This window comes from Streptomyces sp. NPDC050534 (genome assembly GCF_044457745.1).
Lineage (GTDB): Bacteria > Actinomycetota > Actinomycetes > Streptomycetales > Streptomycetaceae > Streptomyces.
The window spans coordinates 292,685-313,278 of sequence record NZ_JBITHF010000002.1; the positions used below are offsets into that span (position 1 = coordinate 292,685).

The 20,594-nt window shown below is 74.3% G+C and carries 19 protein-coding genes; 11 read left to right on the forward strand and 8 right to left on the reverse strand.

Annotated elements, in window-relative coordinates; translation table 11 throughout:
* The first annotated feature begins 71 nt into the window (after nt 1-71).
* Nucleotides 72-1,562, forward strand: coding sequence for a beta-N-acetylhexosaminidase (gene nagZ / locus ACIBN2_RS06875; protein ID WP_399133142.1), 1,491 nt, complete (start codon nt 72-74; stop codon nt 1,560-1,562).
* Nucleotides 1,563-1,587: 25 nt separating this feature from the next.
* On the forward strand, nt 1,588-2,649 hold the full coding sequence (locus ACIBN2_RS06880; RefSeq protein WP_399133143.1) for an N-acetylglucosamine kinase: 1,062 nt from the start codon (nt 1,588-1,590) through the stop codon (nt 2,647-2,649).
* Nucleotides 2,650-2,668: 19 nt separating this feature from the next.
* On the opposite strand, the gene ACIBN2_RS06885 is transcribed toward ACIBN2_RS06880, so the two are convergent.
* Nucleotides 2,669-3,553 carry a MurR/RpiR family transcriptional regulator gene (locus ACIBN2_RS06885; protein ID WP_399133144.1) on the reverse strand — a complete coding sequence of 295 codons (885 nt, stop codon included), beginning with the start codon at nt 3,551-3,553 and terminating at the stop codon, nt 2,669-2,671.
* A 199-nt stretch (nt 3,554-3,752) separates the two neighbouring features.
* Here ACIBN2_RS06885 and ACIBN2_RS06890 point away from each other — a divergent pair, with 199 nt between their 5' ends.
* Nucleotides 3,753-4,517, forward strand: a complete 765-nt coding sequence (locus ACIBN2_RS06890) for a sugar isomerase domain-containing protein (protein WP_399133146.1) — start codon at nt 3,753-3,755, stop codon at nt 4,515-4,517.
* Between the two features lie 140 nt (nt 4,518-4,657).
* Nucleotides 4,658-7,480: a SpoIIE family protein phosphatase gene (locus ACIBN2_RS06895; protein ID WP_399133147.1), complete on the forward strand. Its 2,823-nt coding sequence runs from the start codon at nt 4,658-4,660 to the stop codon at nt 7,478-7,480.
* A gap of 16 nt (nt 7,481-7,496) precedes the next feature.
* On the opposite strand, the gene ACIBN2_RS06900 is transcribed toward ACIBN2_RS06895, so the two are convergent.
* Nucleotides 7,497-8,804, reverse strand: a complete 1,308-nt coding sequence (locus ACIBN2_RS06900; protein WP_399133148.1) for a hypothetical protein — start codon at nt 8,802-8,804, stop codon at nt 7,497-7,499.
* 114 nt (nt 8,805-8,918) lie between these two features.
* Between ACIBN2_RS06900 and ACIBN2_RS06905 the strand changes: the two genes are divergently transcribed.
* Together ACIBN2_RS06905 and ACIBN2_RS06910 are read left to right on the forward strand one after the other, a co-directional pair.
* The gene (locus ACIBN2_RS06905) at nt 8,919-10,142 is read left to right on the forward strand and encodes a molybdopterin-dependent oxidoreductase (RefSeq protein ID WP_399133150.1); all 1,224 of its coding nucleotides are present in this window, start codon (nt 8,919-8,921) and stop codon (nt 10,140-10,142) included.
* Nucleotides 10,139-10,609 (forward strand): hypothetical protein, encoded by a 471-nt coding sequence (locus ACIBN2_RS06910; protein WP_399133151.1) that lies wholly within the window; start codon nt 10,139-10,141, stop codon nt 10,607-10,609. The genes ACIBN2_RS06905 and ACIBN2_RS06910 overlap by 4 nt, the downstream gene beginning before the upstream one ends.
* 54 nt (nt 10,610-10,663) lie before the next feature.
* Here the strand turns inward: ACIBN2_RS06910 and ACIBN2_RS06915 are convergent, their stop codons facing one another.
* Genes ACIBN2_RS06915 through ACIBN2_RS06925 form a run of 3 tightly spaced genes read right to left on the reverse strand, consistent with a single transcriptional unit; the run spans nt 10,664 to nt 12,743 of the window.
* Nucleotides 10,664-11,371 carry a class I SAM-dependent methyltransferase gene (locus tag ACIBN2_RS06915; RefSeq protein WP_399133152.1) on the reverse strand — a complete coding sequence of 236 codons (708 nt, stop codon included), beginning with the start codon at nt 11,369-11,371 and terminating at the stop codon, nt 10,664-10,666.
* A 14-nt stretch (nt 11,372-11,385) separates the two neighbouring features.
* Complete coding sequence (locus ACIBN2_RS06920) at nt 11,386-11,994, reverse strand: DUF2064 domain-containing protein (RefSeq protein WP_399133153.1); 609 nt, start codon at nt 11,992-11,994, stop codon at nt 11,386-11,388.
* Nucleotides 11,991-12,743: a glycosyltransferase family 2 protein gene (locus tag ACIBN2_RS06925; protein WP_399133154.1), complete on the reverse strand. Its 753-nt coding sequence runs from the start codon at nt 12,741-12,743 to the stop codon at nt 11,991-11,993. The genes ACIBN2_RS06920 and ACIBN2_RS06925 overlap by 4 nt, the downstream gene beginning before the upstream one ends.
* 112 nt (nt 12,744-12,855) lie before the next feature.
* On the opposite strand from ACIBN2_RS06925, the gene ACIBN2_RS06930 reads away from it, so the two are divergent.
* Nucleotides 12,856-13,569 (forward strand): response regulator transcription factor, encoded by a 714-nt coding sequence (locus ACIBN2_RS06930; RefSeq protein ID WP_399133155.1) that lies wholly within the window; start codon nt 12,856-12,858, stop codon nt 13,567-13,569.
* A 2-nt stretch (nt 13,570-13,571) separates the two neighbouring features.
* Nucleotides 13,572-14,684 carry a sensor histidine kinase gene (locus ACIBN2_RS06935; protein ID WP_399133156.1) on the forward strand — a complete coding sequence of 371 codons (1,113 nt, stop codon included), beginning with the start codon at nt 13,572-13,574 and terminating at the stop codon, nt 14,682-14,684.
* Between the two features lie 46 nt (nt 14,685-14,730).
* On the opposite strand, the gene ACIBN2_RS06940 is transcribed toward ACIBN2_RS06935, so the two are convergent.
* The 3 genes from ACIBN2_RS06940 to ACIBN2_RS06950 are packed head-to-tail and all read right to left on the reverse strand — an operon-like array spanning nt 14,731 to nt 17,931.
* Entirely contained in the window at nt 14,731-15,732 is a 1,002-nt protein-coding gene (locus ACIBN2_RS06940; protein WP_399133157.1) for an NAD-dependent epimerase/dehydratase family protein, read from the reverse strand.
* A gap of 52 nt (nt 15,733-15,784) precedes the next feature.
* A complete protein-coding gene (locus ACIBN2_RS06945; protein ID WP_399133158.1) occupies nt 15,785-17,245 on the reverse strand; it encodes a sensor histidine kinase in 1,461 nt (486 codons plus the stop codon).
* Complete coding sequence (locus ACIBN2_RS06950; protein ID WP_399133947.1) at nt 17,242-17,931, reverse strand: response regulator transcription factor; 690 nt, start codon at nt 17,929-17,931, stop codon at nt 17,242-17,244. The genes ACIBN2_RS06945 and ACIBN2_RS06950 overlap by 4 nt, the downstream gene beginning before the upstream one ends.
* 152 nt (nt 17,932-18,083) lie before the next feature.
* On the opposite strand from ACIBN2_RS06950, the gene ACIBN2_RS06955 reads away from it, so the two are divergent.
* The 3 genes from ACIBN2_RS06955 to ACIBN2_RS06965 are packed head-to-tail and all read left to right on the forward strand — an operon-like array spanning nt 18,084 to nt 20,581.
* Nucleotides 18,084-19,421 carry a ferric reductase-like transmembrane domain-containing protein gene (locus tag ACIBN2_RS06955; protein WP_399133159.1) on the forward strand — a complete coding sequence of 446 codons (1,338 nt, stop codon included), beginning with the start codon at nt 18,084-18,086 and terminating at the stop codon, nt 19,419-19,421.
* 19 nt (nt 19,422-19,440) lie between these two features.
* Complete coding sequence (locus tag ACIBN2_RS06960) at nt 19,441-19,854, forward strand: FMN-binding protein (protein ID WP_399133160.1); 414 nt, start codon at nt 19,441-19,443, stop codon at nt 19,852-19,854.
* Nucleotides 19,841-20,581: an FAD:protein FMN transferase gene (locus ACIBN2_RS06965; RefSeq protein WP_399133161.1), complete on the forward strand. Its 741-nt coding sequence runs from the start codon at nt 19,841-19,843 to the stop codon at nt 20,579-20,581. Before ACIBN2_RS06960 ends, ACIBN2_RS06965 begins: the two co-directional genes overlap by 14 nt.
* Nucleotides 20,582-20,594: the final 13 nt, after the last annotated feature.

Consider the following 20,594-nt stretch of genomic DNA (forward strand, 5'->3'; position numbering starts at 1 on the left):
CGCGGCGGTCGATGAATCATTCATCCAACCAAGTGTTGACTTCCGGATGAACAAGCCAGCACCATCCTTGGGTGACCTCCGAGCACGTGTACGCGGGCACGGCCCTGTCCTCCGTCTCCTCCGGGCTGGACGAGGCGGTGCACCGTTGCCTCGTCGCCGGCTTCGAGGGCACGACGACCTTCCCCGACACGCTCAAGCGGCTCGTCGACCGCGGTCTGGGCGGCGTCATCCTGTTCACGCGCAACGTGCGGGACGCGGAGCAGGTCCGCGAGCTCACCGACGCCCTGCGGGCGATCCGCCCCGATCTGCTGGTGGCCGTCGACAACGAGGGCGGCGGCATCGGCCACCTCGTCGGCGCGGGCGCCCCCGAGGTCCCCGGCTCCTACGCCCTCGGCGTCGCCGACGACCCGGAGCTGACCGCCCGCTGCGCCGACGCGCTCGCCGGCCACCTGGCCACGCTCGGCATCACCGCCACGTACGCCCCCGTGGCCGACCTCCAGCAGCGTCCGGACAACCCGATCGTGCGCACCCGTTCGTTCGGCACCGACCCGGCACTCGCCGCCCGCCACCTGCGCGCCTGGATCGCCGCCACCGAGGCACGCGGCATCGCCTCCTGCGCCAAGCACTTCCCCGGCCACGGCGGCACCGCGACCGACAGCCACTACGACCTGCCGGTCGATCCGCGGCCGTACGACGAACTGCGCGTCGACCTCGAACCCTTCCGCGCGGCCGTCGCCGCGGGCGTGCCGATGCTGATGAGCGCGCACGTCGTCTTCCCGGCGCTGGACGCCAACCGCCCCGCCACCCTCAGCCGCCGCATCCTGGGCGACCTGCTCCGCCACGACCTCGGCTTCGAAGGGGTGCTGGTGAGCGACGCCCTGGAGATGAAGGCGATAGCCGACCACTACGGCGAGGCGGCCGGTGCCCGCATCGCGCTCGCCGCGGGCGCGGACCAGGTCGTCGTCTCCGTACCGGACCTGGAGGTCACGCTGGCCTGCCGCGACGCGGTGCTCGACGCCCTGGACACCGGCCGGCTGGCCGAGGAGCGGGTGCGGGAGGCGGCGGGGCGGGTGCGGCGGCTCGCCGAGCGGTACGCGGCCCCCGTGGCCGGGCCGGTGCCCGGCTGGGACACCGGGGCCGGAGCGGAGGCGGCCCGGCGCGCCGTGCGCAGCCGTCCCGTGCCGCCCGCCGTGCGCGGCGTGCACATCGTCGACCTCTTCCCGCCGCCCCACCCCGCCCTCAACTGGGGCGGCGAGGACCTGCTCACCGAACTGCGCGCGCTCGATCCGACGGCGTGCGGCACGGCGGTCGGCGGGGAGCCGGCCGACCCGGGCGCCCTGATCGACGGCATCCTGCACATGTCCGCCGACGCACCTCTGGTCGTGGCCACCTGCGACGCCGGCCTGCACCCCTGGCAGGCCCGCTTCCGGGACGCGCTGCTGGCCCGGCGGCCGGAGGCGGTGCGGGTGGACACCGGGCTGCCGGAGGGCGGGGACCTGTGCTCGTACGGCCGCGGACGGGTCAATCTGCGGGCCCTGGCCGAGGTGCTGACCGGCGCCTGAGCCCTGCCGGGAGTGGAATCCAGGAGTGGAATACGCAGCAGACACGGCGAGCGGTCCGAACGAGAGCGCGGGCGAACCGGCGCCGCCCCTGGTGATCGGCCTCGACGCCGGCGGCACCCGTACCCGCGCCGTCCTGGCCCGCGCGGGTGACGGCCGCGTCCTCGGTGAGGGTGCCGCCGGGCCGGGCAACGCCCTCACCGTCCCGCCGCCGCTTCTCACCGCGCACCTCGCGGAGGCCGTCGCCCGGGCGGTGCCCGAGGCCGCGCGCGGCCGGGTCGTCGCCGTGGCGGGCGGTTTCGCGGGCGCCACGGGTGCCGCACAGGACGAGCCCGGGCATCTGAACGCGCTGGCGGCGCTGAAGGACGCGCTGCGGCAGACCGGCGTCCCCGCCTGCCCGATCGCCGTCGGGAGCGACATCGAGGCCGCCTTCGCCTCCGCCCCCGGCGCCCCGGCCGACGGCCTCGCGCTCGTCGCCGGCACGGGCGCCGTCGCGATGCGCATCGAAGGCCGCCGCTGCACGGCCACGGCCGACGGCGACGGCTGGCTCCTCGGCGACGACGGCAGCGGCTTCTGGATCGGCCGCGAGGCGGTGCGGGGCGCGCTGCGGATGGCGGACGGCAGGGGCGGGGCGACCGTGCTGGCCGGAGCGGTGGGGCGGGCGCTGGGACTGCCCGGGGACGTCCTGCCCCAGGACGGTCCCGGCGCTCCCGGCTGGTCCCGCGCCGACCGCGAGCGCTACCGCATGCACCTGCTACCGGTCGTCATGGCCGAGCCCCCGACGCGGCTGGCCCGGCTGGCCCCGCTGGTGGCCGAGGCGGCCCGGGGGAGTGACCCCGTGGCGCGGGCGATCCTCGGCGAGGCCGCCGACCGGCTGACCGAATCGGTGCTTGCGTTGGAGCCGCGGGCCGGTGAGCGCGTGGTCGCCACCGGCGGCCTGCTCGGCCCCGACGGCCCGCTGACCGCAGGACTGACGGCCCGCCTGCGGACACTCGGCCTGACGTTGGACTGGGTGGCGGACGGCTGCCGCGGGGCCGTGGCCCTGGCGCGGATCGAGTACGAACGCTCCGGGTGCGGGGGCCCGAGGTGACCGTCCGCCGAGGGGGCCGCTACCGCTTCCGGCGCGACTTCGCCGCATGCCGCGGCGTGATGTGGTCGGTCAGCGCCAGCGAGGCGCTCGCGCGCTGGTAGGAGAGCTGGGCGACGCGGACGTAGAGGCAGTCGACGAGCATCAGGACGGAGTGGCGGCCGCCGATGCTGCCCGTGCGGAAGCTGGTCTCCGAGGCGGCCGAGATGATGCGGATGTCGGCGGTCCTGGCGAGCGGCGAGCGCGGGTCCGTGGTGAGGGCGATCGTGGTGGCGCCCCGCTCCTTGGCCGTCTCGAGCGGTTCGAGGGTCTCGCGGGTCGCGCCGGAGTGCGAGATGCCGATGGCCACGTCGGCCGGGGTGAGCAGGGCGGCGGAGGTGGCCGCCCCGTGCACCTCGGTCCAGCCGCGCACCTGGCAGCCGATGCGGAACAGCCGCGTCTCCGTCTCCTGGGCCACGGCGCCGCTGCCGCCGACGCCGTAGACGTCGATGCGCCGGGCCTTGGCGAGGGCCTGGGAGGCGCGTTCGAGCGCGTCCAGGTCGATGCGGTCGATGGTCTGCTGGATCGCGCGCAGGTCCGCGACGCCGACGACCTGGACGACCCGCTCCAGGCCGTCGTCGGGGGAGATGTCGGTGTCGATCTCGGTGGAGCCCCAGTCGGAGACCTCGCCGCGGCCGCGCTCCTGGGCCAGTTCGATCAGCAGCTGCTGGTAGGAGTCGAGGCCGATGGCGCGGCAGAAACGGGTCACCGTCGCCTGCGAGGTGCCCGTGCGCCGGCCCAGTTCGGCGGCCGAGCACCGGGTGACGGCGGCGGGGTCGTCCAGGATCAGCTCACCGACCTTCCGCAGGGACCCGGCCAGCCGCGGGAGCTCGGTGCGGATCAGTGCGGTGACGTCCGTCGAGGGCATACGGAGAAGGTACCAGCCACCGTTCGGGGCAAGGATTGAATACCAGGACCAGTGCGGCGGGCACGCTTCGTGCATCACACGTGCATTCCTGACGCATTGCTCGCCGTCCGGACCGTGTGGTTTATTGATTCAGCTGTTGAGGCCCATCTGGGGTGGTTCAGTCCACCCGTCGGTTCCATCCATCAGTGGGGAGTGCCGCGTGACCGCCGAGTCTGTGAGCGCCGAGGGCTTCGCACGGGAGGGCCTGGCCGTCCTGCGGGACATCGCCGAGTCGGCACGCGAGGAGGTGGCGGCCGCCGCCGCACTCGTCGCCGACTGCGTCCGCGCGGACGGCGTGATCCAGGCCTTCGGCACCGGCCACTCCCAGGCCCTCGTCCTCGAACTCGCCGGCCGGGCAGGCGGTCTCGTCCCCACCAACCGCCTCAGCATGGCCGACCTCGTCCTCTACGGCGGCGACGATCCGAGCGTCCTCGCCGACCCCCTCCTGGAGCGCAGCGAAGGCGTGGCCGAGCGGCTCTACGGGCTCGCGGGGCCGAGCCCCCAGGACCTGTTCGTGATCATCTCCAACTCCGGCGTCAACAACGTCGTCGTGGAGATGGCGCTGCACGCCAAGGAACAGGGCCACCGCCTCCTCGCCGTCACCTCCCTCGCCCACACCCGCGCCGTCCCGTCCGGCCACCCGAGCGGCCGGAAGCTCGCCGACATCGCCGACGTCGTCCTCGACAACCGGGCCCCGCGCGGCGACGCCCTCCTCGACCTCCCCGGCGGCGGCTCCGTCTGCGCCCTGTCCACCCTCACCGGCGTGATGCTGGTCCAGATGACCGTCGCCGAAGCCGCCCGCCTCCTCCTCGACTCCGGCGAACGCCCGCCCGTCTACGTCTCCGCCAACGTCCCCGGCGGCTTCGAGGGCAACCTCGAACTGGAGCGGCGGTACGCGGGGAGGATCCGGCGCACGGCCAGTTGACGGCGGTCGGGCCGGGACGTGAGGGGTACACGTCTGACATTGTGGTGTGGGTCACAGCGGGTCTAGTGTGAAGGCGCTTGGAGGGACAGCCCGGGCGGGCCGAACGGCGGCACGCATTCGGGCCTGCTCCGGGTGAGGAAGTGATCTCGTTGTCCGTCGCCTGGGACGACATCGGCGGGCTCGTCGATGCCCATGAACGGTTCCTGGCCGGTGCGCGCGTCGAGGCGGATGTGCGGGGCCCGGTGCTGGAGTCCTGGAAGCGCTGCCGGTCCGTGGGGCTCCAGCCGCATCAGCTGCTGCTGCCCTACGAGGCCGGGCTGAGTCTGGACGAGCTGTTCCTGCGCGCGGCCGAACCGGTGCTGGCGGAGCTGCTGGACTCCCTTGCGGAGATGGGCACGGTGCTCGCCGTGTGCGACGGGCGGGGCCGGGTGATCCAGCGGCTCGGCGGGGCGAAGGCGCTGCGCGAACGCCTCGACGCGGTGCACTTCGCGCCGGGGTTCGACGCCTCGGAAGGGGTGGCCGGCACCAACGGCGTCGGCACCGCGCTCGCCCAGCGCGGACCCGTCTACGTCGTCGGCCGTGAGCACTTCGCCGACTGCCTGCAGCCCTTCGCCTGTGCCGGCTCGCCCGTGCGCAATCCGCTGAGCGGGCGCGTCGAGGCCGTCCTCGACCTCACCTGCCTGCGCGACGACGGCGACCCCGCCATGCTGCGGCTGGTCCGCGCGGCCGCCCAGGACATCGAGGCCCGGCTGCTCGAGCAGGCCACCGAACGGGAGCGGGCGCTCCTGGCCGCCTACCACCGGGCCGACCTCGCGGCGGGCGGCGCCCCGCGCCCGCCGGACCACGGCGCGCCGGGCCAGGGCGGCGACGGACTGGGCCGGATCGACCTCGCCGTGCTGCGGGAGAAGGCCGAGGAGCTCATCGCCTCGCCGAACCGCACCCTCGACGAGGTGCTCCTGTCGGGCGGCCGTGTCGCCACCCTGCTGCGGCGCCAGATCTTCGGCGCGGCGGGGGAGACGGGGGCCGCGGTGGAGGCGCGCATCCTCGGCGGACCGCGGCTGACGGGCCTCGGGCTGCCGGTCACGCCACCGGCCGACGCCGACGCTCACGCCGACGGCTCGGCGAAGGCGTCGGCACCGGCGGCCGGGGCACCGGCGCACCCGGCCCGGGCGCGAGCCGCCGTACCCCCGGCATCCCGGCCCGTCGAAACCGTCGGCGACATCCTCGACGGCGCCGGGAGCCGGCTGCTGCTCCTCGGCGAGCCCGGCGTCGGACGGCTGGCCGTCCTGGCGCGCAGACGTCTGGAGTTCCTGCACGAGGCCGGCACCCGGATCGGCACCACCCTCGACGTCACCCGCACCGCGGAGGAGCTGGCCGAGGTGATGGTGCCCCGGTTCGCCGACTTCGTCGCCGTCGACCTGCCGGACGTGGTGCTGCGCGGCGAGGAGCCCGAGGAACTCGGCGGCCTCGACGCGCTGCGCCGGGTGGCCATCCGCGCCGTACGCAGACAGCCCCACCACCTCTACGACGTCGGCGACACCGTCGCATACGTGCCGTCCACCCCGCAGGCGCGCTGCCTGGATACCAGGCAGTCCGTCATGGAACCGGTCCTGGCCGAGGCGGGCGGCTGGCTCGCGCAGGACCCGCAGCGGCTGGAACGGGTGCTCGCGGTGGGCGCCCACTCCCTGATCACCGTGCCGCTGCGGGCCCGCGGCACGACCCTCGGCGTGGTCAGCTTCTACCGCTCCGTGCGGCCCGCCCCCTTCGAGGACGACGACCTCTCCCTCGCGCAGGAACTGGTCGGCCGGGCGGCGGTCTGCATCGACAACGCCCGCCGCTACACCCGCGAGCACAACACCGCCCTCGCCCTCCAGCGCAGCCTGCTGCCCAAGGGCCGCCCCGAGCAGAGCGCGGTCGAGGTCGCCTGCCGCTATCTGCCCGCGCAGGCCGGCGTCGGCGGCGACTGGTTCGACGTCATCCCGCTGTCCGGCGCCCGCGTCGCGCTGGTCGTCGGGGACGTCGTCGGCCACGGTCTGCACGCCGCCGCCACGATGGGCCGGCTGCGTACCGCCGTGCAGAACTTCTGCTCCCTCGACCTGTCCCCCGACGACCTCCTCACCCACCTCGACGACCTCGTCGGGCGCCTCGACCGGGGCGAGGGCTGGGCGGTGGACAGCGCCCAGGCCGACTCCGGCATCGTCGGGGCGACCTGCCTCTACGCCGTCTACGACCCGGTCTCGCGGCGCTGCACCCTCACCTGCGCCGGGCACCCGCTGCCCGCGGTCGTCGCGCCGGACGGCACGGTCGAGTTCATCGACCTGCCCTCCGGGCAGCTCCTCGGCCTCGGCGGCATGCCCTTCGAGACCGTCGAGGTGGAACTGGCCGAGGGCAGCCAACTGGTGCTCTACACCGACGGGTTGGTGGAGGACCGGCACCGCGACATCGACTCCGGCCTGGACCGGTTGCGTACCGTCCTGGCGGCCGCCGGCCGGGCACCGGAGGACACCTGCGAGGCGGTCCTCGACGCGCTGCTGCCGGTCCGGCCGGGCGACGACGTCGCCCTGCTGGTCGCCCGCACACACGTCCTCGGCCCGGACCGGATCGCCGAGTGGGAGCTGCCCAGCGACCCGGCGGTCGTCTCCCGGGCCCGTTCCGCGGTCACCGCGCAGCTCGCCGCCTGGGGCCTGGACGAACTGGCCTTCACCACCGAACTGGTCGCCAGCGAGCTCGTCACCAACGCCATCCGCCACGCCACCGGCCCCGTCCAGCTCCGCCTCCTGCGCGACCGCGCCCTGATCTGCGAGGTCTCCGACGGCAGCAGCACCTCCCCCCGCCTGCGCCGTGCCCGCAGCGAGGACGAGGGCGGCCGCGGCCTGTTCCTGGTCGCCCGGCTCACCGAGCGGTGGGGCACGCGGTACACGCCGTCCGGCAAGGTGATCTGGACGGAACAGCCGCTGCCGTGACGGACGCCCGCGGAGGTCACCAGAACGTCAGCAGCAGGTGGTTGACCAGGAGCGCGAGCGCGGCCTGAGCGGCCAGCCAGGCGCGGGGCCTCGGCAGGAACGCGCAGCACGCGAGCAGCCACATCGCGAACGGCAGCCAGATGCGTTCCGTCTCCGCCTTGCTCATGCCGGACAGGTCGGCGAGCAGCAGGGCGAGCAGGGCGGCGGTCACGAGGACGGCCAGCCGGAAGGGTGCCCGGTCGGTGCGCGGCACGCGGACGCGGCGCAGGCCCGCCGCCGTCGCCGGGCCCACGATGAACACCGTGCAGGCCAGGTTCGCCCATACCCAGTAGCCGTACGGCCGTACGCCGCCCGCCCCTTGGTAGTAGCGGGTGACCAACAGGCGGTAAGCCTCCCACCAGTTGAAGCCCAGCGCGGTGAACACGGCTGGTACGACGGCGAGTCCGGCGAGGAGGAAGGGGAGCGGGCGTGTGCGGTGGGAGCCCAGCAGGAGGACGGCGGCCGCGAGCACGGCGATGAGCGTGAGTCCGTAGGAGAGGTAGAAGGTGAGGCCGAGGAGGAGGCCCGACGCGAAGCCGATCGGGACCGGGTGGTGTCCCGTCACCGCGAGCGCGAGGAGCGCCAGTGCCCAGGCGGCGACCGCGGTGAACCAGGCGTCGGCCGAGGCACCCATCCACACCGCGCCCGGGGCCAGGACCAGGAAGGGGGCGGCGCGGCGGGCGAGCCGTTCGTCGGCCAGGGTGCGGACGGCGATCAGAACCGCGGCGGTCGCCGTCGTGCCGGCCGTGATGACGAAGGCGCCCGCCCAGGCCCCGCCGCCCAGCCCGATCCGGTCGAGGAGGACGAAGGTGACGGTGGCTCCCGCCGGGTGTCCCGCGACGTGGGCGGGCCAGTTGCCGGGGGAGTCGATGAGGATGTGGTGGGTGAAGTCCCGCAGGGTGCCGGGGATGTCGTGGAAACGGCCGATGACCTGGAGGTATTCGTTGCGGGTGGTGAGCCGGCCGGCGACGCCGAGGTGCCACCCGTCGACGAGGGCGAGGGACCACGTCCAGGCCATGGCGGTGCCCCAGACGGCGAACAGCAGCGGGCGCCAGGGCAGGCGGGCGGCGAGGGCGGGACCGTGGGCGACGACGGCCACCGCGACGGCGATCGCCGCCGGGGTGCCGGGGCCGAGGTGCGGGTCCCAGGTGGCGAGGAGCGGGGGCCAGTTGACGCGGAGGGAGCCGTCGCGGCGCTGGATGCCGGTGCCGACGACCGCGGCCGCGACGACGAGCAGTGCGGCGGCCGTGGCGGCGTACAGGTCTCGGCGAAGGTCGCGGTTCACGGTCCGAACGCTAGGCCGCGGGACCCTCCCCGGGCGGCTGACGTGCGCGGACGTCAGAGTTTCGTCATGGTTCGCGAACCCCTTCATGGGGTGGTCGCGCCCTACGGTCGGGACATGAGACGGACTCCCTTCTCGCCCACCTTCTGGCGCAGCCCCCTGCGGGGCCCGTGGCTCACCTCGGTGCTCGGCGTCGTCCTCCTCGGCGGCATCACGGTCCTGTTCGTGACCGGACTGCTGTCCTACGCCGCCTACAACCCGGACCTGTCGCCGGTGAACGACAAGACGCCGGGCAAGGGGCTCCTCGGCTTCTACCTCTTCGCCTGGCCGACCGACCCGCACTGGCTGTACCGGCTCACCCAGGGCGTCCACGTCACCCTCGGGATCACGCTGATCCCCGTCCTGCTGGCCAAGTTGTGGTCGGTGGTGCCCAAGCTGTTCACCCTGCCGCCGGCCCGTTCCCTCGCGCACGCGCTGGAGCGGCTCTCGCTCCTGCTGCTGGTCGGCGGCGGGTTGTTCGAGTTCGTCACCGGCGTGCTCAACGTCCAGCTCGACTATCTCTTCCCCGGCTCCTTCTACCCCCTGCACTTCTACGGCGCCTGGGTCTTCTTCGGAGCGTTCGCCGCGCACGCCGCGCTGAAGATGCCGGTCGCGTGGCGGAATCTGCGCCGGATGCGGGAGGAGGAGCGGACCGAGTCGACGGCTCCGGACCCGGACCCGCCCACCGTCTCCCGGCGGGGCGCCCTCTGGCTGGTCGGGGGCGGCTCGCTGCTGCTGTTCGGCACGACGGTGGGGCAGGACGTCGACGGGCTGCGGTGGAGCGCGGTGCTCGCGCCGCACGGTGCCGATCCGGGTGACGGGCCCGGCGGCTTCCAGATCAACAAGACGGCCGCGTACGCGGGGATCAGCGCGGCCGACAGGAGCGAGGAGAGCTGGCGCCTGACGGTGACGGGACGGACCGGCACGGTCCGGCTCAGCCGCGCCGATCTCCTTCAACTGCCATTGCACAGCTCGGCGTTGCCCATCGCCTGCGTGGAGGGGTGGTCGACCTCCGACCAGTGGTGGCGCGGCGTACGTCTGCGGGATCTCGCAGCGCTGGTGGGCCACGACGGCGATCCGCCGGACCTGTTCGTGGAGTCGCTGCAACGCCACGGCTCCTTCCGCCGGGCCGCGCTGCGCGCCAACCAGGTCGCCGACCCGCGCTCCCTGCTCGCCCTGTTCGTCAACGGCGAGACCCTGACCCCCGACCACGGCCACCCGGCCCGGGTCATCGTGCCCGCGGCACCCGGCGTCCTGAACACCAAGTGGGTGGCCCGGCTGACCTTCGGAGACCTGCCATGACCCGCCCCCGCCTGGCGCTGCCGCTCGGCAGTCCTCTCCAACTCCTGCTGCTGGCCTGCTCGTTCGCCCTGTCCGCGTATGCGGGTGTACGCCTACTGGAAGGGGACTGGTTCGAAGTGGCCCTGTGGTTCGTGGGCGCGGCGCTCCTCCACGACCTGGTGCTGCTGCCCCTGTATGCGGCGGCGGACCGAGCACTCGTGCGCGCGGTCGGCCCGCGACGCCGGCGGGTGGCCTACGTCCGCGTCCCGGCCGCCCTCTCCCTGCTCCTCCTGCTGGTCTGGTTCCCCTTGATCAGCGGACAGGTGGCGGAGCGCTACGGCGCCGTCACCGACCTGCCCGCGGACCGCTTCCTGACACGGTGGCTGCTGCTGACGGCGGCGCTCTTCGGGGGGTCGGCGCTGGTGTTCGCGGTGCGGTCGTTGCGGCTGCGGAGGGGGACGAAGGGGCGGCCACGGGCGGCCCGTTGACCGGCCGCCGGTTGACCGGCCGCCCGTCGACCCACCGCCCGTCGGCCTGCGCGGTCAGCGGGCGGTGGGGACGTTCGGGGTGTGGCTGCGCAGTGCGACGAAACTCCGTCCCCCGGTCGTCCAGCGATCCACGGTCCGCCAACCCGACCGGCGTGCGTGGCGCAGTAGGGACCGGGTGCCGAGGCGGGCCCAGGGGAAAGGGCTGCCGGCGGCTCCCCGGGTGTCGGTGACGTGGACCTGGACCCGCTCGTCGAGGTTCGGGTCGGGGACCGTTTCGACGATCAACAGGCCGCCGGGGGAGAGGAGTTGGGACATCCGGGTGAGCAGGGCCCCCGGGTCGCCGCCGATTCCGACGTTGCCGTCCATCAGCAGTGCCGTGCCCCAGCGGCCCTCGGCGGGCAGCGGTTCGAAGACCGAGCGCTGAAGGGCCTGGCCGCCGAGACCGAGCGTACGCGTCACCGCTGCCTCGCTCACGTCGATGCCCAGCACCGGCCGGCCGCGTGCGGCCAGCGCGGCGACCAGGCGGCCCGGGCCGCAGCCGACGTCCAGGACCGCGCCCTCGCAGCGCCGTACGACCTCCAGGTCCACCGCGTCGGCGTCGGCGCACCAGCGCTCCACTTCGAGCAGCAGCAGCCAGCCGTCGGCACGGCGCAGGAACAGGGGGCCCCGGCCGGTGCGCAGGGCGTGGGAGTAGGGGTCCGCGGACCAGGTGCCGCCGTCCGCGGGCGCGAGCGGCCGCGGCTCGATCCTCGTCGTCGTCATCCGGTGCGCCGCGCTCATCGGCGCGCCGCCGCGAGCCGCGTCAGCCGCGCCGCGAACCGGCTGCCGGGTGCCTCGCCCGCGACCACGTGCGCGTCGTGCGCCGTGTCGACGTCGCGAAGTTGCGGCAGTTCACGGACCCGCAGGCCCGCCAGTCGCGCCCGCTGGGCGGCGCCCGTGCCGGGTGTCGACATCGGGACGCCCCGGAGGAGGGCGGGGTCCGGGACGGCCAGGCCCAGGGCCCAGAAGCCGCCGTCCGCGGCAGGGCCGAAGTACGCGTCGCAGCCGGCGAAGTCCACCGCCAGCAGTTCCGGCGTCACCTGGGGTGTGTCCATGCCGATGAGCAGGGAAGGGCCCGTGCAGTGCGCGAAGGCGGCGGCCAGCCGTTCGTCGAGACCGCCCGGACACTGCCGTACGACCTCGAAGCCCGCCGGCAGCCACGGACCCGGCGCGCCCTGGAGGACCAGGACCCGGCGGCGGGCCGGTGTCCGGGCCACGACGTCCAGGGTGTCCGCGAGGGCCGCCTCCGCGAGCGCGGCCGCCTCATGCGGGGTGAACGGTGGTGTCAATCGGGTCTTCACCTGCCCCGGCCGGGGCTCCTTCGCGATGACCAGGAGTGTGGTCACCGGACGGCTCCTTCGAGCGCCGGCAGCTCGGTGCGCGGCATCGGCGGCTCCGCCAGCACCCGGCTCATGTCCCGCACCGCCTGCCAGGTGCCTCGCCAGGTGCCGGTCACCTTGGAGGCGCCCGTACGCGGGAGGTAGGGGACGTCGTACTCGGCGACGCGCCAGCCCTCGTCGGCGGCGCGCACGACCATCTCCAAGGGATAGCCGCTGCGGCGGTCCGTGAGGCCGAGGGCGAGCAGGGGCTCGCGGCGGGCGGCCCGGAGGGGGCCGAGGTCGTGCAGGCGCAGGCCGGTGCGGCGGCGCAGCAGGCGGGCGAGGGCGAGGTTGCCGGCGCGGGCATGCGCGGGCCAGGCGCCGAAGGACCGCGGGCGGCGGCGGCCGAGCACCAGGTCGGCCTCGCCGGCCAGGACGCGGCGCACGAAGGGCACCAGGTCGGCCGGGTCGAGCGAGGCGTCGCAGTCGCAGAAGCAGACGATGTCCGCGGTGGCTGCGGTCAGTCCCGCGTGGCAGGCGGCGCCGAAGCCGCGTCGCGCCTCGTGCACCACCCGCGCGCCGAGGCGGCGGGCGATGTCCGCCGAGCCGTCGGTGGAGCCGTTGTCCACGACGAGCGCGCGCCAGCCGGGCGGGATCCGTTCCAGCACCCGGGGCAGGGCCTCGGCCTCGTCGAGGCAGGGCAGCACGACGTCCACGGACGCCGCGACCGGATCTGAGCCCGGTCCTCTTTCGTCTTCGTCGGAAGGGGTCGTCACGCCATTCACCCTACGAAGGGGAGGCGGACAATTCGGGCGCAGGCTCCTTACGAAACACGGACGTCGACGGAGGTGGGCGGCGCTCGCGCGCACGCGGTGCGAGGCTGGCTCCATGGAGCAGCAGCAGGACGCACAGACCGGGGCCCGGGTGCTCGTCGTCGACGACGACCCCACGGTCGCCGAGGTGGTCACGGGGTACCTCGACCGGGCCGGATACGTCGTCGACCGGGCCGGCGACGGCCCCGACGCGCTCGCCCGGGCCGCCGCGCACTGGCCCGACCTCGTCGTCCTGGACCTGATGCTGCCCGGCATGGACGGCCTGGAGGTCTGCCGCCGGATGCGGGGGCACGCGCCCGTGCCGGTCATCATGCTCACCGCGCGCGGCGACGAGGACGACCGCATCCTCGGCCTCGAGGTCGGCGCGGACGACTACGTCACCAAGCCCTTCAGCCCCCGCGAACTCGTCCTGCGCGTCGAGTCCGTTCTGCGCCGCACCCGCCCGGCCCGGCCGGCGCGCCTGCTGAGCGCCGCCGGCCTGTCGCTGGACCCGACGGCCCGCCGCGCCCTCAAGGACGGCACCGAACTCGCCCTCACCATCCGCGAGTTCGACCTCCTCGCCTTCTTCCTCGGGCACCCCGGCCGCGTCTTCAGCCGCGAGGACCTGATGCGCGAGGTGTGGGGCTGGGACTTCGGCGACCTGTCCACCGTCACCGTCCACGTACGGCGGCTGCGCGGAAAGGTCGAGGACGACCCCGGCAGACCGCGCCTCATCCAGACCGTATGGGGCGTCGGTTACCGCTTCGACGGCTCGCACGCGGAGGCGTGAGCATGCGCGACAACCTCCTCATCGCCCTCTTCGCCTTCCTCGGCGCCGGCGCGGCCGGGCTGCTCGGCGCCTGCGTGCTGCTGCTGATCCGGCGCCGCTCGCTCGCCCTGCACCTCGGCGTGGTGGCCGCCGTCGCCGTCACCGCCATGTTCGCGGGCACGCTCGCGGTCGCGCAGGCCATGTTCCTGTCGGCGCACGACCTGAAGGTCGTCACGACCGTCGTCGCGATGGCCGCCGTGGTCTCCTTCGTCACCGCCCTGCTGCTGGGCCGGTGGGTCGCCGCACGCAGCCGCGACCTCACCCTCGCCGCCCGCTCCTTCGGCGAGGGCGGCGGCTTCACCTCGCCCGACGGTCCGGCCACCGCCGAACTGTCCGCCCTGAGCCGCGAGTTGGAGGCCACCAGCGCCAGACTCGCCGAGTCCCGGGAACGCGAGCGTGCGCTGGAGACCTCCCGCCGCGAACTCGTCGCCTGGATCTCCCACGACCTGCGCACCCCCCTCGCCGGACTGCGCGCCATGTCCGAGGCCCTGGAGGACGGCGTCGCCACCGACCCCGGCCGCTACCTCAGGCAGATCCGCACCGAGGTCGAGCGCCTCAACGGCATGGTCGGCGACCTCTTCGAACTCTCCCGCATCCACGCGGGAACGCTCGCGCTGAGCCCGAGCAGGATGTCCCTCTACGACCTCGTCGGCGACGCGCTCGCGGGCGCCGACCCGCTGGCGCGCGAACACGGCGTACGGCTCGTCGGCGGCAGCGTCGCGCCCGTCCCGGTGGAGGTGGACGGCAAGGAGATGAGCCGCGTGCTCGGCAACCTGCTGGTCAACGCGATCCGCCGGACCCCGGCCGACGGCACGGTCGCGGTGGCCGCCGAACGCTCGCCCGACGGCGTCGTCGTGTCGGTGACGGACGGCTGCGGCGGCATCCCGGAAGAGGATCTGCCGCGCGTCTTCGACACCGGCTGGCGGGGCACGCACGCCCGGACCCCGCCCGCCGGAGCGGGACTCGGCCTGGCCATCGTCCGGGGCATCGTGGAGGCGCACCAGGGCACGGCCAGTGTGCGCAACGTCCCCGGCGGCTGCCGTTTCGAGGTGGTGCTGCCCGCTGCCGCTTCGTGAATGCGGGCAGCACCACCGGTACGTGGGGGGTTCGCGCGCCGACCGGTCACGCGCCCCGCATCCCGGCCCGCGCGAACTCCCGCATCCCCTCCGCGAATCCCACGTCGGACTTCCAGCCGTACTCGGCCCGCAGGCGCGCCGAGTCCGCCGTGATGTGCCGTACGTCGCCCAGGCGGTACTCCCCGGTGACGACCGGGTCCGGTCCGCCGTACGCAGCGGACAGCGCGCGGGCCATCTCGCCGACGGTGTGCGGCTCGCCGCTGCCGGTGTTGTACGCGGTCAGCGCGCCCTCGCGGGAACCAGCCTCCAGCACGGCCACGTTGGCCGCCGCCACGTCCCGCACGTGCACGAAGTCCCGGCGCTGGCAGCCGTCTTCGAAGACGCGCGGCGCCTCGCCCCGGGCCAGCGCCGAGCGGAAGAACGAGGCGACCCCCGCGTACGGGGTGTCGCGGGGCATGCCAGGCCCGTAGACGTTGTGGTAGCGCAGCGACACCGCGCAGCCGCCCGTGGCCCGCGCCCACGCCGCCGCCAGGTGCTCCTGGGCGAGTTTGGTCGTCGCGTACACGTTCCGCGGATCGGCGGGGGCGTCCTCCGCGACCAGGCCGGGCCGCAGTGCCGCCCCGCACACCGGGCACGGCGGCTCGAAGCGCCCCGCGTCCAGATCGGCGACGGCGCGCGGGCCCGGCCGTACGGCACCGTGCCGGGCGCAGGAGTAGCGGCCCTCGCCGTAGACCACCATCGACCCGGCCAGCACCAGCCGCCGTACGCCCGCCTCCGCCATGGCGGTGAGCAGGACGGCGGTGCCGAGGTCGTTGCGCGAGACGTACTCGGCGGCGTCCGCGAAGCCCGAGCCCAGGCCGACCATCGCGGCCTGGTGGCACACCGCGTCGACGTCCGCCAGAGCCTCACGGACGACGACGGGGTCGCGGACGTCCGACGCGGGGTCGGCCCGTACGTCGAGGACGACGGGCTCGTGCCCGCGGTCCCGGAGTGCCGTCACGACATGGGACCCGATGAACCCGGCACCGCCGGTGACCAGTACGCGCATACGGCCACGCTAGGGCCGTGCGCGGTCCGGGCGGGCCGGCCCGCCCGGCACGTCACCGGTCCGTAAGACCCGCCGTGCCGCGCAGCGGCAACGACACCGTGAACACCGTGGAGCCCGGCGCGCTGCTCAGCCCGATCGTGCCGCCGTGCGCGCCGGCCAGCGCACCGGCCACCGGCAGGCCGAGGCCGCTGCCGCCGCGGTCACGGCTGCGGGCCTTGTCGACGCGGTAGAAGCGGTCGAAGACGCGGTCCCGGTCGGCGGCCGGGATGCCGGGGCCCTCGTCCGCGATCCGCACCACGGCCTCGCCGCCCTCCCGCGCGACCTGCACCGACACCCGCGTACCGGCCGGGGTGTGCACGGCCGCGTTGGTGAGCAGGTTGTCCAGGACCTGCCGGATGCGGTGCGGGTCCATGCGCAGCTTCAGGGCGGCCGGACGCGAGGTGAGGGTCAGCGGATGCTCCGGCCGGCTCGCCCGGAAGGCGGCGGCCGCCTCCTCGGCCAGCTCCACCAGGTCCGCCTCCTGAAGCCTGAGCGGTGTGGCAGGCTCCGCCGCGTCCAGGCGGGCGAGCAGCAGCAGGTCGTCCAGGAGGGCCCCCATGCGGGCGGCCTCGGCGCGCAGCCGGGCCAGGTGCCTGTCGCGTTCCTCGGGGGCGTTGGCGGCGGCGTACTGGAAGAGGTCCGCGTAGCCCCGTACGGACATCAGCGGTGTGCGCAGCTCGTGCGAGGCGTCCGCGACGAAGCGGCGCAGGCGCTGCTCGGCCTCGGCGCGGACGGCGAGCGAGTCGTCGATGTGCTCCAGCATCGTGTTGAAGGCCGTGCGCAGCTCCTCGACCTCCGGGCCGCCGCCCCGCTCGCCGGCGCGCAGCGGCAGCCGCGCCGCCGACTCCGTCAGGTCGTGCGAGGCGATGCCGTGGGCGGTGTGCGCCATGTCGCTCAGCGGGTTCAGGCCCCGGCGCAGCATCCGCCGGCCGAACACCACCAGCGCCAGCAGCGCGAGCCCGAAGGCGACCACCTGGACCCCGATCAGCCGCCGTACCGTGTCGCCGATGGCGTCCGTCGGCGCACCGCTGACCAGGACCACGCCCGGCTCCACCTCGCAGGCGCGCAGCCGGTACTCGCCCTCGCCCGTCAGGTGCGCGGTGCGCAGTACCTCGGTGTCCTCGGCGGACTGCGCCTTCGCCAGGGAGGTGAGCGGGGCGATGTCCGCGGGCAGGTCGCCGGCCTCCTCCGGCTTGCGCAGCACGGCGGTGCCGTCCTTCACGTCATAGACCGCGTAGTACCAGCGGTAGTACTTCTTGCCCTGGAGGGTGCCGCTCTGCGCGATGCTCTTGGACTGGGCGACCTGGGCGAGGCCGAGCTGGGTGTCGAGCTGGTTCGACAGGTAGTCCCGCATGTACGTCGTCAGGGCCGTGCCGACGACGGCGAACACCACCAGGGCCAGCGCCCCGAGGCCCAGCGCCAGCCGGGTGCCGAGGCGCAGCCGCCGGTACGCACGGCGCACCCGGCGGATCACTCGCCCGCCTGCCGGATGACGTAGCCGAAGCCCCGCACCGTCTGGATCAGCGGCTCACCCGTGTCGTCGAGCTTGCGGCGCAGCCGGCTGACGACCAGCTCGACGACGTTCGAGCGGCCCCCGAAGCCGTACTCCCACACATGGTCGAGGATCTGCGCCTTGGTCATCACGGTCGGCGACTTGCGCATCAGGAAGCGCAGCACCTCGTACTCGGTGGGGGTGAGCGTCAGCAGCCGGTCGCCGCGGCGCACCTCACGGGTGTCCTCGTCCATCGACAGGTCCGCCACCCGCAGCACCGACCGCTGGAACGCCGGCCCGGCGCTGCGCCGCAGCACCGTGCGCAGCCGCGCCATCAGCTCCTCCACCGCGAACGGCTTGACCAGGTAGTCGTCACCGCCCCGGGTCAGCCCCGCCACCCGGTCGGCCACCCCGTCCCGGGCGGTCAGGAACACCACCGGCACCATCGTCCCGGACCGCCGCAGCCGGTCGAGCACGCCGAAGCCGTCCACGTCCGGCAGCATCAGGTCGAGCACCACGATGTCCGGGTGGAACTCGGCGGCCAGCCTGAGCGCGTCCTCGCCGCAGTTCGCGGTGACCGCGTCCCAGCCCTCGTAGCGGGCGACGGTCGCGACGAGATCGGCGATGGGCGGGTCGTCGTCGACGACGAGGAGGCGCACTTTTTCCACCCGCTCATACTGCGTCACGCGGCTGACGAGGCCATGCCGCGGAGCTCACAGGCGGCACATCGATAAGGACTTGTAAGTGGTCCGACAGCTTTCCGACAGCTTCCGGCGGCGAAGCTCGGTACCCCAGGAACCGATCGAGGAGCTGCCGACCCGTGACGACCGTCCCATCACCCCCTGCGCCCCCCACGGCGATACGCCCCAGGGTGGTGGCCCGCACGGGCCTCTACGCCGTGCTGGCCGTCAACGCGGCCGTGGTCGCCTTCTTCTTCACCCAGGCGGGCTTCGCCTCCAACGCGCTGATCGTCATCGGCCGCCTCTTCGGCCTCTACGGCGCCCTCGTCATGGCCTTCCAACTGGTGCTGGTGGCGCGCCTGCCCTGGCTCGACCGCCGCATCGGCATGGACCGGCTGACCTCCTGGCACCGCTGGACCGGCTTCGCCCTGCTGTGGACGCTCCTCGCGCACGCCGTCTTCATCACTCTCGGCTACGCCGACGGCGCGGGCGTCGGCCCGGTCGGCGAGCTCGTCGACCTCGCCGAGACGACGGAAGGCGTGCTCCGCGCGATCGTCGCGCTGGGCATCGTCCTCGCCGTCGGCGCTGTCTCCGCCCGCTACGCCCGGCGCCGCCTCGCCTACGAGACCTGGCACTTCATCCACCTGTACACCTACGTCGCCGTGGTGCTCGCCTTCACGCACCAGGTCGCCGTCGGCACGACCTTCACCTCGTCGGGCGCCGCGACGGCGTACTGGTACGGCGTGTGGACGGTGGCGCTGGGCGCGGTCGTCCTCGGACGCGTCGTACTGCCGGTGTGGCGCAACACGCGCCACCGGTTCCGTGTCTCGGCGGTCGTGCCCGAGTCCGGCACCGTCGTCTCGATCCACATCACCGGCCGCGACCTGGACAAGCTGCCCGCGCGGGCCGGCCAGTTCTTCCTGTGGCGGTTCGCGACCCGCGACCGCTGGTGGCAGGCCAACCCCTTCTCCCTGTCCGCCGCCCCCGACGGCCGCGGCCTGCGCCTGACCGTCAAGGCGGCCAGCGCGGGCAGCGCCGCCCTGCGCCATGTGCGGCCCGGCACGCGGGTGTTCGCCGAAGGGCCCTACGGTGCCTTCACCGCGATGCACCGCACGAGGACCGAGTCCCTGCTCATCGCGGGCGGCGTCGGCGTGACCCCGATCCGCGCCCTCCTGGAGGACCTGGAGGGCCACGCGGTCGTCATTCACCGCGTAGCCGGCGAACGCGACGCCGTCCTCCACGACGAGCTGCGCGAGCTTGCGGAGGCGAGGGGCGCCGAGTTGCACCTGGTCACCGGGCCGCCCGTCCCCGACAGGCTGGCGCCGCGCGAACTGGCGCGGCTGGTGCCGGACATCGCCGAGCGGGACGTCTTCCTGTGCGGACCGCCGCCGATGATGAACGCGGTCCTGCGCACGCTGGGCGACCTCGGCGTGCCCAGGCGGCAGATCCACTTCGAGCGCTTCAGCCTGGCGGGTTGAGGGAGACGGGGAATCCATCATGAAGCGAGCCATACCTGTCGTCGTCCTCAGCATCGCGGGCCTGGTCCCGGTCTGGCGCTACGAGCCGTCACCAGGCGGCACGACGTCCACCGCGGAGCCGGCCACGGCTCCCTCAATTTCCTCCACTTCCGCCTCGGGCGCGGTCGTCAAGGGACCGACGATCAGGACGGAGAAGGGCCCCGTCCAGGTTCAGGTCACCTTCGACGGCGGCCGGATCACCGCGGTGAAGATGCTGCGGCAGCCGGACCATCCGCAGACGGTGGCGGCGGTGCCGAAGCTGGTCGCGGAGACGTTGAAGGCGCAGAGCGCGGACGTCGACACGGTGTCCGGGGCGACGATCACGAGCGACGCCTACAGGACGTCGCTCCAGGCCGCCATCGATGCGAAGGGCGTCCGAAATGCGGCGCGTTGAGCAGGTGATGGGGTTTCCCGTCTCGCTGCGGGTCGACGACGAGGGCGTACCGGAGGAGGCCGGGGACGCGGTCTTCGGCTGGCTCCGCCAGGTCGACGCCCGGTTCAGCCCGTTCAGGCCCGACAGCGAGGTGTCGCGTCTCGGCCGGGGCGAGCTGGCGCGGCACGAGCTGAGCGAGGAGCTGGCCGAGGTCCTCGACCTGTGCGAGCACTACCGGATCGCCACGGGCGGCGCCTTCGACGTACGGCTCCCGGGGCGTGGGCTGGACCCGTGCGCGGTGGTGAAGGGCTGGTCGGTGCAGCGGGCCGCGGAGCTGCTGCGGTCCGCCGGGGCGCGGAGCTTCGTCATCAACGCCGGCGGTGACGTGGTCGCCTCAGGCGGACCCTGGCGGGTCGGCGTACGGCACCCCGAGCACGCAGACCGGCTCTGCACCGTCCTGGAGCTGACCGACGGCGCGGTCGCCACCTCCGCCCGCTACGAACGCGGCGACCACATCCTCGACGCCCGCACGGGCCGCCCGGCGACGGGCCTGCTCAGCATGACGGTGCTGGCCCCCACCCTCACGGAGGCCGACTCGGTGGCAACTGCCGCCTACGCGATGGGAGTCGAGGGCGTCGGGTGGGCGGCCTCGCTCGCGGGGTGCGGGGTGTTCGCGGTGGACGGCGACGGGCAGGTGCTGCGGACGGAGGGCTTTCCCGTCGTTCGGGAGTCCCCGTTGGCCGCCTGAGGGGCGGGCCGCC

Bases quoted from the DNA above. Each gene is read 5' to 3' on its own strand.
- ACIBN2_RS06885 (WP_399133144.1), bottom strand. From the start codon at position 3,553: ATGCCCTCGACGGACGTCACCGCACTGATCCGCACCGAGCTCCCGCGG.
- ACIBN2_RS06905 (WP_399133150.1), top strand. From the start codon at position 8,919: ATGAGACGGACTCCCTTCTCGCCCACCTTCTGGCGCAGCCCCCTGCGG.
- ACIBN2_RS06910 (WP_399133151.1), top strand. From the start codon at position 10,139: ATGACCCGCCCCCGCCTGGCGCTGCCGCTCGGCAGTCCTCTCCAACTC.
- ACIBN2_RS06915 (WP_399133152.1), bottom strand. From the start codon at position 11,371: ATGACGACGACGAGGATCGAGCCGCGGCCGCTCGCGCCCGCGGACGGC.
- ACIBN2_RS06930 (WP_399133155.1), top strand. From the start codon at position 12,856: ATGGAGCAGCAGCAGGACGCACAGACCGGGGCCCGGGTGCTCGTCGTC.
- ACIBN2_RS06935 (WP_399133156.1), top strand. From the start codon at position 13,572: ATGCGCGACAACCTCCTCATCGCCCTCTTCGCCTTCCTCGGCGCCGGC.
- ACIBN2_RS06940 (WP_399133157.1), bottom strand. From the start codon at position 15,732: ATGCGCGTACTGGTCACCGGCGGTGCCGGGTTCATCGGGTCCCATGTC.
- ACIBN2_RS06960 (WP_399133160.1), top strand. From the start codon at position 19,441: ATGAAGCGAGCCATACCTGTCGTCGTCCTCAGCATCGCGGGCCTGGTC.
- ACIBN2_RS06965 (WP_399133161.1), top strand. From the start codon at position 19,841: ATGCGGCGCGTTGAGCAGGTGATGGGGTTTCCCGTCTCGCTGCGGGTC.